We start from the raw sequence: 15,005 nt of genomic DNA, 5'->3' as shown, positions 1-15,005 counted from the left end.
CGTGTCCATGCCTCCACCCCCTCAGCAGCCGCAGCACCCGTACGGCCAGCAGCCTCCGGGCCCCTACGGGCAACAGCCCCCGGGCCCCTACGGCCAGCAGGCTCCGCCGGCCCCCGGTCCGTACGGCTCCCCGTACCCGCAAGGGCAGCCCTACCCTCCGCAGCCCCACCCCCAGCAGCCCTACCCCGGCTGGGGCGTGCCGCCGATGGGCCCGCCCCCGAAGAAGCGCGGGCCCGGTCTGGCGCTGGGCATCGTGGGCGGCGTCATAGGCCTGGTCGTGCTCGGCTCCGTCGGCGTCGGCGCGGTGCTCGAGACCGGCTTCCCCGCCGCCGAGAACGAGCTGTCCCTGCCCCACAAGCTGCTCGACGAGAAGTACGAACTCGCCGAGGACCTCTCCAGCACCGAGGGGCAGAAGGTCGAGGACGAGGCCGACGGCGCCTGGGACGCCAAGGACATCAGCGCCGTGGTCGGCCGCTACAGCCCGGGCGGCGACGACACCAAGGGCATGCTGCTGGTCTCCGGCATGTACGGCCGGTTCAAGAACGAGGCGGACGTCCGCAGCGGCATGCTCAAGGGCGCCGCCGAGACCGACGGCGTGACGGTCGCCGAGCCCGCGCGGGACGTCACCCCGGCGGGCTCCGACGTCACCGTCTCCTGCGAGGTGCTCACCCAGAAGCAGGCCCTCGTCACGATCACCTACCCGGTCTGCACCTGGGCGGACGGCAACACGGCGGCCGTGGTGGGCGAGGTCGACCTGCGGCGGAAGGACTCCGCCCGCATCGACCTCGACACCGCCGCACGCAACACCCTGAAGGTCCGCTCCGAGATGATCAGGCCGATCGGCTGACCTCGCTCCCTTCCTGTGCGGGGAACGAGTTCCGCAGCGTGAAGGCGTACGGCGTCGGGCCGTGCGCCCTCAGGTGCAGCAGCCGCTCCTCCGCCTCGGCGACGTCGGGCCGGTGCCCCGCCGGCACCCACCACAGCGCGGTCACCGCGTCCCCGGGACGCTCGAACCACTCACGGCGCCGCGCCAGCAGCTCCCGGTGCCGGCCCCGGTACATGAACGCGGTGAGCGCGTCGGCGTCCCGCCAGACCGACATGTTGACGATCAGCCAGGCGTCGCCGAGGAAGGCGATGTCGGTGGCGTTGCCGGAGTCGCTCTGCAGCCGCCAGACGAAACCGTCCGACGCGTCCGCCACGGCGTTCACCGGGTCGAGACCGTCGACGAAGTCCTTCAACTGCGGTGAATCCAAGGGATACTTGAGGCGGGCGATGTTCACCTGGGCGAGATGGTGCACGGGCTCCGGATCCGTCATGACCGGACGTTAGGTCGGCCGGCGGCGCTTTCGGTACCCCCGTCTCACAGGCCGAGAACCGCGCGCATCACGTCCTTCGCGATCGGCGCCGCGTCCCCGCCGCCGCTGATCTCGCCCCGGTCCGCCGAGGCGTTCTCCACCACCACCGCCACCGCGACCTTCGGTTCCAGGTCGTCGTCGGCCTGCGCCCAGGAGACGAACCAGGCGTACGGCACACCGGCGTTGCCGAGGCCGTGCTGGGCGGTGCCCGTCTTGCCGCCGACCGTGGCGCCGGGGATGGCCGCGTTGGTGCCGGTGCCGTCCCGGACCACATCCGTCATCAGCTCCTTCAGCCGCGCGGCCGTCGACGGGCGCATCACCTGACGGTCCGGCCGCATCCCGCCGCCCGAGAGGGACTCACCGCCCCGGCGGGTGGTCGACTCCACCAGATACGGCGTCCGCAGCCGCCCGCCGTCGGCCACGGCCGCCGCCACCATCGCCATCTGCAGTGGAGTCGCCCGGGTGTTGTACTGCCCGATCGAGGACAGCGCGAGCTGCGCCTTGTCCACACGGGTGTCGAAGGTGCTGGGGGAGACGGCGAAGGGCACCCGCAGCCGGGTGTCGTTGAAGCCGAACGCCTGCGCCGTGGCCGACATGCCCGCCACCCCGACGTCCACGCCCAGCTTGGCGAACACCGTGTTGCACGACCACTTGAACGCCTCCCGCAGCGAGGCGTCCTTGCAGCCGTCGCCCTCGTTGGTCAGCCGGGTCCTGGTGCCGGGCAGCCGGTAGGGGTCGGGGGAGCGGGTGAGCGCGTCCAGGTCCCTGACCACCCCCGCGTCCAGCGCCGCCGCCGCGGTGACCACCTTGAACGTCGACCCCGGCGGATACGTCTGCCGCACCGCCCGGTTGAGCATCGGCTTCTCCGGGTCGTGGTTGAGCCGGGCCCACGCCGAGGCCGCCGCCTCGCTGTTGCCGGACAGCTCGGCGGGGTCGTACGAGGGCGTCGACACCAGCGCCAGGACCCGCCCCGTGGCCGGCTCGATCGCGGCCACCGCTCCCTTGCGCCCGTGCAGCCCGTCGTACGCGGCCCGCTGCGCGGCGCGGTTGATCGTGGTGACGACGTCGCCGCCCGGAGTGGCGCCCCGTGTCACGTCGTTCCACAGCGGCAGCGGCGCCAGCATCGGGTCGGAGCCGGAGAGCACCCCGTCCTCCGCGTCCTCCAGGAACGTGGTGCCGTAGAGCTGCGAGGCGTGCCCGGTGACCGGGGCGTACAGTGGGCCGTCGCGGTACGTGCGTTCGTAACGCAGTTGCTCGCCGGTGTCGTTGGAACCGGTGACCGGCTCGCCGCCGACCAGGATGTCGCCGCGCGGCTGCTGGTAACGGGCGATCGTGGCACGGCGGTTGGCCGGATTCGTCTCGTAAGCGCCGGCCTGGAACACCTGCACCCGGGCGGCGTTGACGAGCAGCGCCACCAGCAGCAGGACGCCGAACGCGGAGGCGTGCCGGATGTACCTGGTCATGGCCGGCGCACCGCCGTACTCGGTCACCGCGCCCTCCGCCCCTCGTGTGCGGTCACGACGCCTCCCGGCCGTCGTACTGGCTGCGGGCCGAGTCGCTGACCCGGATCAGCAGCGCCACGATCGCCCAGTTGGTGACGACGGAGGAGCCGCCCTGGGCGAGGAACGGCATCGCCATGCCGGTCAGCGGGATCAGCCCGGTGACCCCGCCCGCGATCACGAACACCTGCAGCGCCAGGATCGAGGCCAGCCCGACCGCGAGGAGCCGCCCGAACGGCTCGCGCAGGGCGAGACCGGCCCGGTAGCCGCGCTCCACGAGCAACGCGTACAGCAGGAAGATCGCCGCGAGGCCGGCCAGGCCCAGCTCCTCCCCGGCGGTCGCCAGGATGAAGTCCGACTTGGTGGCGAAGCCGATCAGCACGGAGTGGCCGAGCCCCAGACCGGTGCCCAGGACCCCGCCCGCCGCGAAGGCGAACAGGGACTGCGAGAGCTGGTTGGGCCCCTGCCCGGCCTCGATGGTGGCGAACGGGTGCAGCCAGTCCTCGATCCGGCCGCCCACGTGCGGTTCCAGCCGGCCGACGGCGACCGCGCCGAGCACCGCCAGCAGCAGGCCCACCGCGATCCAGCCGGTGCGGCCGGTGGCGACGTACAGCAGGACGACGAACAGACCGAAGAAGAGCAGCGACGTACCGAGGTCCCGCTCCAGGATCAGCACGCCGACGCTCAGCAGCCAGATCGCCACGATCGGGCCGAGCACCCGCCCGGTCGGGAACTGCAGCCGCCACAGCCGCCGGCCCGTGTAGGCGAGCGCGTTGCGGTTGGCGGCCAGATAGGCGGCGAAGAACACCGCGAGCAGCACCTTCGCGAACTCGCCCGGCTGGATGGAGAACCCGCCGATCCTGATCCAGATGCGCGCGCCGTTCACCGCGGGGAAGAGGATCGGCAGCAGCAGCGCGACGAGGGCGGCGACCACGCACACATAGGAGTAGCGCTGCAGCACCCGGTGGTCGCGCAGCATCAGCACGACCAGGATGAACAGCCCCACCCCGAGCGTCGACCACACCAGCTGGGCCGGCGCCGCCCGGTCGCCCGGCGTCTCCAGGTCCAGCCGGTAGATCAGCACCAGCCCGAGACCGTTCAGCAGCACACCGATGGGCAGCGGGAGCGGATCGGCGTACGGCGCCCGCTTGCGGACCACGAAGTGCGCGAACAGGGCGAGCACGCCGAGCCCGGCGCCGTAGCCGGCGGCCCCCGGCGGAACGGTGCCGCTCCGGGCCAGCCCGACCGCGCAGTAGCCGTACACGGACAGCAGGACGGCCAGCAGGATCAGCGCCAGCTCGACGCCACGGCGCCGGGGCAGGCGTGCGCCGGGCGCGGGTGCCCGCGGCTCGGCGACGGCGGTTCCGGCCTTGGTCATGTCCGGAACTTACCCAAACAGGACACCCCGACCGGGCAGACTCCCCGCGCGGCGGAACGCCCGGGGGAGTGGGCCCGGGGGCGCGGTGGAGCACCCAGGGGTGTGGGGCTTGGGGCGCGGTGGAGCGCCCAGGGGCCTGGGCCGGGCATCAGCGGCTCTGTGGCGCGGACGCCATGGCTACGTGGGTTTCGCCGGCTGCGGAGATCCGCCCTTGGCCGTCTGTCGGCCTCTCAGCTCCGGCGGGTTGAGCCCGGCGGATGCCTCTCAGGCCTCTGGCGCCCACCGGCCTCACACCTCCGGCGGGTGCAGCCTGACTATGCCCCGCGCCCCCGCGGCGCCCGTCGGCCTCACACCTTTTGCGGGCCCCCGCCGACCTCACGTCTCCGGCAGCGTCAGCCTCGCCACCGCGCCCCCGTCGTCGGCGTTGCCGAACGTCAGGCGGGCGCCCAGCACCTCCGCCTGCCCGGCCGCGATCGTGAGCCCCAGTCCGTGGCCCGTGGCGCCGCCCTCGGTGCGGAACCGCTGCGGGCCGTGCGCGACCAGGTACTCCGGATAGCCGTCCCCGTGGTCCCGCACCGTCACCACCGGGCCGTCCACCGTCAGCACCACCGGCGCCCGTCCGTGCTTGTGCGCGTTGGCCACCAGGTTGCCCAGCACCCGCTCCAGGCGCCGCCGGTCCGTCTCCACCCGGGCGTCCCGGACGATCCGCACCTCGGTGTCCGTCCCCGAGGCCCGCACCACCCGCCCGGCCAGCGCGCCCAGCTCCTGGAACTCCAGCTCGCGACGCTCCCGCCGGGTGTCCAGGCGGGAGATCTCCAGCAGGTCCTCGGTGAGCGTCCGCAGCGCCGCCACCCGGTCCCGGACCAGCTCCGTCGGACGCCCCGGTGGCAGCAGCTCGGCCGCCGCGTGCAGCCCGGTCAGCGGGGTGCGCAGCTCGTGCGCCACGTCCGCGGTGAACCGCTGCTCGCTCAGCAGCTTGCTCTGCAGCGACGACGCCATGGAGTCCAGCGCGGCGGCCACCACGGCCACCTCGTCCTGCGGCCGGGTCGGATCCTTGGTCCGCGGGTCGTTCACCCGGGCGTCCAGATCGCCCGCGCTGATCCGCCGTGCCACCCGCGCGGTGCCGTTCAGCCGCCGCGTCACCCGGGTCACGGCGAACGCGCCGACCAGCACCGTCGCCCCGATCGCCAGCGCCGACGACCACAGGATGGACTGGTCGAGCCCGGCGATCGTACGGGCCTGCTGCGAGTAGTCGACCTCCACCGCGAGCGCCCGGTGACCGTCGGCCGGGCCCGCCGCCCACATCGTCGGCCGCCCCAGGTGCGAGGAGACCATCGTGCCGCGCTTCCCGGCCACCGCCAGCGCCCGCAGCCGTCCCGGCAGCCCCCGCGGATCCAGCCCCGCACCCGGCAGCAGCGCGTCCCCGGCCTCGTACGCCGCCGTGGCGTCGTCCAGCCGGGACAGCGCCAGGTCACGGGCGCGGCCGACCGTCTGGTTGGTGACCGACACATGCACCAGCACCCCGAGCAGCGCGGCCAGCGCACAGCTCATCACCGTGATGAACACGGCCGCCTTCACCGCCAGCGCCCCGGCCCACCGGGGCAGCGCGATCCTCATGACCCGCTCGCGGAAGCGCCGGGGGACGCCGGCCCGGGCGCCGCCGACGCGGAAGCCGACGGGCTCGGCCGGCGGCCGTCCGGAGCCCTGCCGGTGCGCAGGAACTCGTCCCGGGAGAACACCATGGCGCGCCGGTCCGGATCCCACGTCCAGGTGGTCCGGTACTCGTACCCCGCGATCCCGGCCGGCGAGCGCTCGATCAGGGCCCGGCCGGCCAGTTCCACGCCGATGATCGCGTCGTTGTCGGCCAGCACCTGCACCAGCCGGTGCTTCTCGACCGTGTAGACCCGCACCGCCGTCTGGTTGGTCGGGTACAGCCGGAAGCCGAGCGTCATCTCGTCCCGGCCGTCCCCGGTCAGGTCCCGGTGGTACGCCCTGAGCAGCGGACACCGCGCCCGCACCCCGCCCGGCTCGCACTCGCGCACCCGGTCCACGGTGGCGTGGTACGCCCCCTTCGACCCGTAGTCGTCCGGGTGCGCGGCGATCTCCGCCCGTACGACGTCCACCGGGTCGACCTTCCGGATGTCGTCACCGGGCACCGTGATGCCCTTGACGGTCTCCCGGGTGGCCACGGCGTACGGGTACGCCGGGCTGGACGCCGGCCGCAGATCCGGCCAGAGCCGCGCCGGGCTGATCGCGGTCGGCGTCGTCCCGGCGTTCTCGAGTCCGCCCCGGTCCCCGCAGCCCGCGACCGCCACCGACAGGAGGGCGGCGACGGCCGCGGCGCGGGCGGCGCGAGAGGCTGGCCTGCGGACGGACACGGGGCTCCTGGTGCTTCGGGGGACGGTGAGGTCGGCGGCGACGGCCGAGGCCGCTACACCCTATGCGCAACTCGTAGGAAAGTCCTTTTTGCGTACCTGAACCCTCCAGTCGGCCGCCGTCGCTCCTCGGCTCCGCCTGTCGGCCGCCGTCGCTCCCCGACCTCGCCTGTCGGCCGCCGTCGCTCCTCGGCCCCGCCTGTTGGCCGCCGTCGCTCCTCGGCCCCGACCGGCGCTGCGGCCCTCCCCGGCCCCGCCTGTCGGCAGGCCGCCGTCGCTCCTCGACCCCGCCCGGCGACCGCCGGCCGCTCCCCGGCCCCGCCCAACACCGCGACCCTCCCGACCCGCCCCGCCGCGATCCCGCCCGCGCCTCGCCCTCCGAGGCCGGCCTTGTTCTTGCCGTCGCCGCGCCCGCCTGTTCCCATGGTCAGGGGGTGATGCACGCATGAGCGGCACGAGCGGCATGGGCATCGAGGGCGGCATGGGCGGCTTGAACGGAGTGCGCGTGGTGCCGGCCCGGCAGCAGGGTCACGAACGCCTGTACGTGTGCGGACCGGACGGATCGAGCGTCGCCTGGTACGACCGTGACACCGGCCGCGTGAACCTGGTCGCGGCGGGCCGCGAGGCCGAGGTGCTGGACGCCCTCAAACCGTTCCTGACCGGCCCGGTGACCGTGGGCCCGCCCCCGGTGCCCACCCCCGCCGAACTGGCCCGGCTCACCCTCCACCCCGACGACGACCTCGCCCCCAACCGCCCCGGCGAGGCCCTGCTGGTCGCCCTGGACCGCGATCCCGGCCCCGCCCACCGCCTCCGCCCCGACCCGCGCCGCCGCGCCCTCGCCGCCGAGCAGACCACCGGCGAGGCCCTGGACGGCCTGGAAGGGGCAGGCTGGCACGTCCTGCACTCGCTCCCGCTCCCCGGCGGCGACCGCATCCACCACCTGCTCATCGGCCCCGGCGGCCTCTTCGCCGTACACGCCCTGTACGCGCGCAAGCAGCGGGTCCTGGTCACCGACCCGATGATCACCCTGGGCCGCCACGACCCCGAGCCCGTCCTGCGCCGCCTCCGCGCCGGCGCCGACCGCGCCTCCTACGCCCTGACCGCCGAGGTCCACCCCCTCCTGGTCCTCCTGGACCCCGCCGAGATACGCACCCCCACCCCACCCCGAGGCGTCCGCGTCCTGCGCACCGCCGACCTGCCGACCCTGGCCCGCCTCGGCGCCCTACTGAAGCCGGCGGACGCCGAGGCCCTGCACGCGATGGCCCGCGACAGGAGGACATGGGCGAGGCTGTAGCCGGGCACCTCGATCCCCCCGGGGCTCGGTCAGGGCAACTGCCCGGCCCCCCGCCCCGCCACCAGTCCGTCCATCAGATCCCCGGACTCCCGCACCCGCCCCACCACGTCCCCCGCCAGGAACTCCAGCTCCTCCGCCCGCCGGCACCCCTCCACCTCCGCCCACGTCACCGGCGCCGAGACCAGCGGAACGGACCGCGCCCGCACGGTGTACGGCGCCGCCGTCGTCTTGCGCCCCGCGTTCTGGCTCCAGTCCACGAACACCTTCCCCGGCCGCAGGCTCTTCGTCATCCGGTGCACCACCAGGCGCGGCATCGCCCGCTCCGCCTCCACCGCCAGCGCCTTCGCGTACTCACTGGTCCGCTCCGGCGACCCCCCGCGCACCGCGGCCAGCAGATGCAGCCCCTTCGACCCGGCCGTCTTCGCGTACGCCTCGATCCCGTCCGCCGCCAGCCGCTCCCGCAGCCACAGCGCGACCTCGCAGCACTGGACGATCGTCGCCGGCGCCCCGGGATCCAGGTCGAGGACCAGCCGGTCGGCCTCCTCGGGCGACTGCACCAGCCACTGGTGCGTATGGAACTCGGCGACCAGGTTCGCCGCCCACACCAGGCTCGGCAGATCCCGCACCACCACCATCCGCGCCGGTCCCTCCGACCGGGGCACCTCGGCGGTCATGACCCAGTCGGGGGTACCCGGCGGAACGTTCTTGGTGAAGAACACCTGCCCCTCCGGCCCGTCCGGATAGCGCAGCAGGGACACCGCCCGGTCCCGCAGATGCGGCAGCATCACGTCGGCGACGGTCGCGTAGTAGTGCAGCAGCTCACCCTTGGTGAAGCCGGTCGCCGGATACAGCACCTTGTCCAGGTTGCTGAGCGCGACCCGGCGGCCCTCCACCTCTGTGATTGGCGTCATAGGATGACAATCCCAGACAAGCGCCCCCATATCGCCGTACAGCACACACGACGCCCGATCGGAACGGAGGCCGCGGCCCGTGCGATCCATCTGGAACGGAGCCATCTCGTTCGGACTTGTCAGCATCCCGATCAAGCTGGTGAACGCCACCGAGAGCCACTCGATCTCCTTCCGCCAGATCCACACCGAGGACAGCGGCCGCATCCGCTACCGCAAGGTGTGCGAGCTGGAGGACCGCGAGGTCGACCAGGCGGAGATCGGCAAGGCGTACGAGGACGCCGACGGCACGATCATCCCGATCTCCGACGAGGACCTGTCCCACCTGCCGATCCCGACCGCCAAGACCATCGAGATCGTCGCCTTCGTGCCGGCCGACCGGATCGACCCGCTCCAGATGGACACGCCGTACTACCTGGCCGCGAGCGGAGCCCCCGCCGCCAAGCCGTACACCCTGCTGCGCGAGGCTCTCAAGCGCAGCGACAAGGTGGCCGTCGCCAAGTACGCCCTGCGCGGCCGGGAACGCCTGGGGATGCTGCGCGTGGTGGGTGACGCCATCGTCATGCACGGACTGCTCTGGCCGGACGAGGTGCGCGCCCCCGAAGGCGTGGCGCCGGACGGCGACGTCACCGTCCGGGACAAGGAACTCGACCTCGCGGACGCCCTGATGGACACCCTCGGCGAGGTCGACCTGGAGGAGCTGCACGACGAGTACCGGGAGGCGCTGGAGGAGGTCATCGCGGCAAAGGCGGCGGGCGAGGCCCCGCCCGAGGCCCCCGAGCCCGCTGAGGGCGGCAAGGTGCTGGACCTGATGGCGGCCCTGGAGAACAGCGTCCGCGCGGCCCGCGAGTCCCGGGGCGGGCGCACGCCCGCCGAGGGGACGGAGGAGGCCGAGGTCAGCTCCCTCGCCCGGCGCCGCTCCGCCCCCAAGGAGACGGGCGGCAAGAAGTCCACCGCCACGACGGCGAAGAAGGCCCCCGCCAAGAAGACGGCGGCCTCGAAGAAGTCGACGGCGAGAACCACCCGGAGCGAGAAGAAGACCACACCGGCGAGAACGACGTCCGGCTCCGAGGCCGACGCCACCACCGGATCCACGTCCAGGTCCACCTCGCGGTCCACGTCCAAGTCCACCTCCAAGTCCACCTCCAACTCGACGTCCAAATCGGCCACTTCCGCCAAACAGACGGCGAAGAAGACCCCGGCGAAGAAGGCGGCCTCCCGCCGGCGCTCGGCCTGACGGCGGGGCCGCCCCGCAGGGCCGGAGCGGGCCCGGGCAGGGAATGGACCGGTATTCCCTCCCCTGATGTGGGACGACTCGGGCACGATGTGGGCGTGACTTACGTGGTGACCGTGACCATGGCCCCTGCCAAGGGCGCTCCGGAACTCGACACGCTGCAGCGGGAGGGCGTGATCTTCCTGCTGCGGAAGGGGTTCGACTCGCTCGAAGCGGTCGAGGGACCGGACGGCATGGAGATCGAGCTGATGGACGACGTCATAGCCGCCCATCCCGGAGGCGCCCTGCTCAAACTCTTCGTGGACGCTCCGGCACTGGAGTTCGCGGAGGACGCCGCGCGCGAGGTCGTGGCAGAACTCCTGGAGCGCACCGAACCGCTCGCCGACTGGCAGATCACCCGCTGCGCGGTGGAACTGAACTCCGCGCTCCTGCAGGAGAGCCTCGACGCCGCCGACGGCCCCGACGCCCCGCCGGCCGACCCGGCGGAACGCGCCCGCCGCCACGCCGCGGCCGAACCGGCACCCGCTCAGGGCCGCCTCGACCAGGCCGAGGTCGACGCCATGCGCACCAGGCTCCGCACCCTGGCCCCCGCCCTGGAGGCCTTCCCCCTCGACCGCTTCGGCTTCTGCGACGACGAGGACGAGCGCACGGTGTCCCGCGAGGCGGCCGAGATCGCCGCCGGCGCGCTCGTCTTCGCCATCGACCTCCTGGTGGACGAACTCTTCACCGACCTGGCCGGCCTGGAGGAGGACGGCCCCACGGTGGCCGAGAGCGACGCGACCTTCATGCTCCTGGACGACCTGCCCTCGCAGCACGCCGACGAGTACACCGTCCTCTTCGCCCGCCGCCTCACCGTCACGGCGGTCACCCTGACGGCACGCCTCACCCAGCCCCACTTCACCGGCCCCCACTGCGTGGCCGAGGACATCCTGCTGAGGGTCCTGCTCACCCAGGCGGAGGTCACGGCCGACCTCTACGACCTCCTCACCGACGAGGTCACCACGGCCTTCGAGAACCTCGCCGACACCCTCGACGAGGACCCGGCCCACGACCCCCTGGACCACGCCCCGCCCGGAGTGGAGAACTGGTTCGTCCCCTTCGACGCCGAGAGCCCCGTCCACCCGTACGCCACCAACGACGACGAGGAGTCCCTGCAGGGCCGGTGACCGCGGCCGAGCGAGGGACCGCACCCCCCGGATGGCTTTCCCGATGAGCGCCGCGCGGAAAGTCGATCTAGCTTCGAAACGAGCACCGAGTGGATCATCCGACGGTGCGCTCTTCCGATTTCGAAGGAGGACGACACATGCGCAAGCTCCGAACGGCCGTTGCCGCGGCCGCCCTCATCGGTGGCGTCGGCTTCATGGGAGCCGCCCCCGCCACCGCCCTGCCCATGGGAGGAGGCGGTCACGGCGGCGGTTGCAAGTCCCACGACCTGAACATCGACATCCTCGGCGAGGTGGGCGTCGGCAACGGCGTGCTCGGCAACTTCATCAACGGCGAGGGCAGCCCGGGCGCCCAGTTCACCGACATCGGCTCCGACTGCGGAGGCTGGTAAGACCACCTCCAAGCACACCCGAATAGGTCCGGGCACCTGGCCGACGAAGCCGACGCCCACTCCACCAAATCTGTGGCAGAGACTCTCATCTCAAGGTGGACACCAAAGGCCCCGCACCATCACCGGTCCGGGGCCTTTGAGTTGGCGTCCCGCCGCCCCGATGTCCCCGTCCGCAACGGGCGATCCCTGACAAGATGACGCCATGGAACGTGTGCTTGGAATCGGCGGCTACTTTCTGCGGGCCACCGACCCGACGGCATTGTCCGCGTGGTACCGCGACTGCCTGGGCCTGGACGCGGACGAGAACGGCCTGTGGCGACAGGAAGCGGGCCCAACGGTGTTCGCGACGTTCGAGCACGGGACCGACTACTTCGGCTCTCCCGCCCAGCGGACGATGCTCAACTTCCGGGTCCGCGACCTGGACGCCATGCTCGCTCAACTGCGGACCAGGGGAGCGGATGTGTCCGAGGAGACGCAGGACATGGAAGGCGTCGGCCGCTTCGGCTGGGTCACCGACCCCGAGGGCAACCGCATCGAACTGTGGCAGCCCGCCTGACCCCGCCGTCACGCCGCTGGCGACGTACTGCCGGCCCGCCCCACCGCCCGCAGAGGGAACTGCGGTAGACGAGAGCCGGCCCTGCTGGCCCGAGTCCTGCCCTCATTCCGCCTCATTCCGTCCGCTCCCTAGCTAGGAGCACCTCCCTGGTGGCCCCCACCAGACAACCCGCAGCGAGCACGCCGAACACGATCGCCGCTTGCCGCGCTCCGTCGGCATCGCGTCCGTCGAGGTACGCAACGCTGCGAACCTCGGCGGGGTGCGCCGGGTCGTAGACGACAGCGATCTGCCCTCCGGGCGTCACGGCGTCCGCCGAGCCGGCCTCCACATCGACGTCCGCGCGCACCGAACCCGAAGGCGTGGCGAAGCGCACGATCGCGGAAGTCGCCCAGCCCTCCTCCGACCGCCCCGAGACCTCGACCACGGTGGCGTCGGTCCGCTGGCCCTGGTTCCGGAGATCCGCCACCACCTGATACTCCTGAGCGGCATCCCACCCCGCGACGCCGGCAACAGCGACGCACACCAGAAAACCCCCGGCGGCCAGCCGCACCCTGGCCCAGCGGGGCGCCACGAGCCAGGCCTCCGGCCCGAGCCGCAGCACCCCAGCCACCAGAGAGGCCGGCGAAGGAACGGCCCAGCCCCGGCGGAGCAACAGCTTCAAGACACCGTCCACCGCGGCCAGCGCCACCGCCCAGCCGAGACCATAGACCCACAAGGACCCGAACGGCCCGAAGGCCATCCACACCACGATGGCCACGACACCCGCGAGCGCACTCCACCCACCGGCAGAGCCACCCGCGCCCAGACCGTCACTCAACCCGACTTCGCGCTGAGCCATCTGCGCCTCCAGACCCCGTCAGGAGAAGAGACTCACCGGACGCCGTTCGGGTTGTAGAAGCACCTCGCCGCCTCGGCGAGCGCTTGTGGCAGTCCACGGCGCGTCAGGACGTCGCTCACCGCGCATGTGTCTTGTCGTACTGTCCGACTAGTCTGCGCGCCATGGGGCTTGGCGACATCAACTACGAAGACGTGGTCGCGGCGACCGAGGAGGCCCGCCGTCTCGGCCGGGACAACTTCCTCCAGCTCTACGGCTTCAGGCGGGCCAAGTCGTACGAGCTGGTCCTGGACGGACTTCGTTACGACTCGAAGGCGATAGCCGGCGTCGCCCACGGGCATGCCACCGGCGACTTCCTGCGCGCGAAGGACTTCAGCGGCGGCGCGGCCACGGTGGCGCGACGCCTGCGCGAGCTCGGCTTCGTGGTGGAGACCGGAGAGACATCCCGGAACCGGGCAGCTCTGTTGGAGCGCCTCCGGACACTCCGGGTTTCCCGCGGCCCAGGAAACCCAGCCCCCAGCCGACACCAGCCGTTGAGCCTCCTGTGGGCAGTTGCCCGCGCGGCCGACGAGTGGCCTCGGATGACCCCGTGGCCCGAGTTCCGAGACGGAGTGGGTCCCCTTCTGGTCGAGTTCGGCCTTCCCAACGCGAAAGCCACCCCGGAGTACCCCTTCTGGCATCTCCGAGGCAGCGGGCTGTGGGAGGTCCAAGGCGTGCCGGCCGAGTCTGGCAAGGAAATGCCCAAGAAGAGCATCCTCGATGCACACCACCCGCAGGCTGGTCTGACGGAAGAGGCCACTGATCTACTCCGGGACCCGGTAATCCGCCTCGATGCCATCGCCACTATCTGCGACACCTATCTCGAGGACGTAGACCGCCGGGCCCTGTTCGAGCGCATTGGCCTGGGCGGATACACCACAGCCAGCGGTCTGTTGACCTCGTGGGTGGACGCGAGCAGCAGGGCCGGCACGGACGAGTACGAGCGGTCGATCGGCCCCGCCTCGCGCCGTGACACGGTCCGCTCCGTCATCGTCCGCGACGAAGCACTGGCCAGGAAGGTCAAGGAACTCGAGCGCGACCGGTGTCAGATCTGCGACACGGCGCTCCGCTACCTCAACCGCCCGTACAGCGAGGCTGCGCACATAAGAGGCCTGGGCGGCCCCCACCACGGCCCCGACGAACTGCAGAACCTCCTGTGCCTGTGCGCCAACTGCCACGTCCTCTTCGACGGCTTGGAGATCTATGTCGACCCCGATGGCCTGGTCAGGGAGACAAGAGGCAACAGAGAACCCCGCCCGCTCCGTCGCGACTCCAGGCATCCGATAGACGAGGCGCACATCGGCTATCACCGCAATCTGTGCACCGTCAACGTCTTCGGAAATGCCACCGCCTGACGCATCTTCCCCAGGCCTGGCACCGGGGAAGCGGGTATGAGCGCTCCGTTTACAGCACCATCATCAACAAGACACCGCTGACAGCGCGCACCAACCGCCTGATCGGCGGCCAGGCGCTCTCCGGGCACCTGCAGTGGCTCGCCAAGGCTGCCGAGACAAGCCCGGAGGGCGTCGAACAGCGCATCAGGACATACCTATCGGACCCATGACTGATGGGGGCCGACGACTTCGACGCCTTTGTCGAGGGGGGCGCAAGGTGGTCCAGGGGCACATCGCAGCGGCTCTGGGCAAGCCGGTCGTGGACGACCACGTTCCCGGTCAGCGACCAGAGGTGGCGGTCCAGGCGACGGAGAACGACCTGACGTCGAACGTTCCAGCGCACGTGGAGTCATGCGCCCCGGCTCACGCACCACCGGAGGGCTGACGCCGGGGCGGACGAGCGCTCGCGTGCGAGCTCCACGCCTCCCGGCCGCCTGCCCAGCCATCCCAATCGGAGTAGACCAAGTGGCGAGGCGACGGCTTGCGGATGCGGGGTGGTGGCCAGCGGGACATCCGCGAACAACCGGAGGCAGCGATGTCACAACTAGGTCACCTTCTTCACTGATCCCTCACATCTGAGGTT

General features: G+C 72.1%; 14 protein-coding genes. 7 read left to right on the top strand and 7 right to left on the bottom strand.

All coding sequences use genetic code 11. The annotated features are described in order from the left end of the window. Positions 1-7: 7 nt before the first annotated feature. Complete coding sequence (locus ACZ7JA_RS00595) at positions 8-847, top strand: hypothetical protein (RefSeq protein WP_470806688.1); 840 nt, start codon at positions 8-10, stop codon at positions 845-847. Here the strand turns inward: ACZ7JA_RS00595 and ACZ7JA_RS00590 are convergent. The 5 genes from ACZ7JA_RS00590 to ACZ7JA_RS00570 all read right to left on the bottom strand — a co-directional run bounded on the left by ACZ7JA_RS00590 (position 831) and on the right by ACZ7JA_RS00570 (position 6,610). Further along, positions 831-1,316, bottom strand: coding sequence for a DUF3291 domain-containing protein (locus tag ACZ7JA_RS00590; protein ID WP_450744437.1), 486 nt, complete (start codon positions 1,314-1,316; stop codon positions 831-833). The two genes, ACZ7JA_RS00595 and ACZ7JA_RS00590, sit on opposite strands and share 17 nt — an antisense overlap. A gap of 44 nt (positions 1,317-1,360) precedes the next feature. Beyond that, a complete protein-coding gene (locus ACZ7JA_RS00585) occupies positions 1,361-2,818 on the bottom strand; it encodes a penicillin-binding transpeptidase domain-containing protein (RefSeq protein WP_389446309.1) in 1,458 nt (485 codons plus the stop codon). Positions 2,819-2,870: 52 nt separating this feature from the next. Then, positions 2,871-4,232, bottom strand: a complete 1,362-nt coding sequence (locus ACZ7JA_RS00580) for an FtsW/RodA/SpoVE family cell cycle protein (protein ID WP_351662808.1) — start codon at positions 4,230-4,232, stop codon at positions 2,871-2,873. Between the two features lie 375 nt (positions 4,233-4,607). Continuing rightward, positions 4,608-5,849: a HAMP domain-containing sensor histidine kinase gene (locus ACZ7JA_RS00575; protein ID WP_351662811.1), complete on the bottom strand. Its 1,242-nt coding sequence runs from the start codon at positions 5,847-5,849 to the stop codon at positions 4,608-4,610. Beyond that, complete coding sequence (locus tag ACZ7JA_RS00570) at positions 5,846-6,610, bottom strand: hypothetical protein (RefSeq protein WP_470806686.1); 765 nt, start codon at positions 6,608-6,610, stop codon at positions 5,846-5,848. The genes ACZ7JA_RS00575 and ACZ7JA_RS00570 overlap by 4 nt, the downstream gene beginning before the upstream one ends. A gap of 487 nt (positions 6,611-7,097) precedes the next feature. Here ACZ7JA_RS00570 and ACZ7JA_RS00565 point away from each other — a divergent pair, with 487 nt between their 5' ends. Then, positions 7,098-7,901, top strand: a complete 804-nt coding sequence (locus ACZ7JA_RS00565) for a nuclease-related domain-containing protein (protein WP_470807122.1) — start codon at positions 7,098-7,100, stop codon at positions 7,899-7,901. Positions 7,902-7,930: 29 nt separating this feature from the next. Here ACZ7JA_RS00565 and ligD read toward each other — a convergent pair whose 3' ends face one another. Further along, on the bottom strand, positions 7,931-8,812 hold the full coding sequence (gene ligD / locus ACZ7JA_RS00560) for a non-homologous end-joining DNA ligase (protein WP_470806685.1): 882 nt from the start codon (positions 8,810-8,812) through the stop codon (positions 7,931-7,933). 79 nt (positions 8,813-8,891) lie between these two features. Here ligD and ku point away from each other — a divergent pair, with 79 nt between their 5' ends. From ku to ACZ7JA_RS00540, 4 genes are all read left to right on the top strand, one after another. Next, positions 8,892-10,046, top strand: a complete 1,155-nt coding sequence (ku, locus tag ACZ7JA_RS00555; protein WP_470806683.1) for a non-homologous end joining protein Ku — start codon at positions 8,892-8,894, stop codon at positions 10,044-10,046. Positions 10,047-10,141: 95 nt separating this feature from the next. Further along, entirely contained in the window at positions 10,142-11,209 is a 1,068-nt protein-coding gene (locus tag ACZ7JA_RS00550) for a hypothetical protein (RefSeq protein ID WP_470806682.1), read from the top strand. Positions 11,210-11,346: 137 nt separating this feature from the next. After that, positions 11,347-11,598, top strand: coding sequence for a hypothetical protein (locus ACZ7JA_RS00545; RefSeq protein ID WP_351662826.1), 252 nt, complete (start codon positions 11,347-11,349; stop codon positions 11,596-11,598). 202 nt (positions 11,599-11,800) lie between these two features. After that, positions 11,801-12,154, top strand: a complete 354-nt coding sequence (locus ACZ7JA_RS00540) for a VOC family protein (protein WP_470806680.1) — start codon at positions 11,801-11,803, stop codon at positions 12,152-12,154. A 112-nt stretch (positions 12,155-12,266) separates the two neighbouring features. Here ACZ7JA_RS00540 and ACZ7JA_RS00535 read toward each other — a convergent pair whose 3' ends face one another. Then, a complete protein-coding gene (locus ACZ7JA_RS00535; protein ID WP_470806678.1) occupies positions 12,267-12,992 on the bottom strand; it encodes a hypothetical protein in 726 nt (241 codons plus the stop codon). A gap of 161 nt (positions 12,993-13,153) precedes the next feature. On the opposite strand from ACZ7JA_RS00535, the gene ACZ7JA_RS00530 reads away from it, so the two are divergent. Continuing rightward, positions 13,154-14,383 (top strand): HNH endonuclease, encoded by a 1,230-nt coding sequence (locus tag ACZ7JA_RS00530; RefSeq protein WP_470806677.1) that lies wholly within the window; start codon positions 13,154-13,156, stop codon positions 14,381-14,383. Positions 14,384-15,005: the final 622 nt, after the last annotated feature.

Source organism: Streptomyces sp. NPDC038135 (assembly GCF_055601245.1).
Note: the sequence above shows the minus strand (reverse complement) of the source record. Positions and strands in the feature narration are given on the sequence as shown.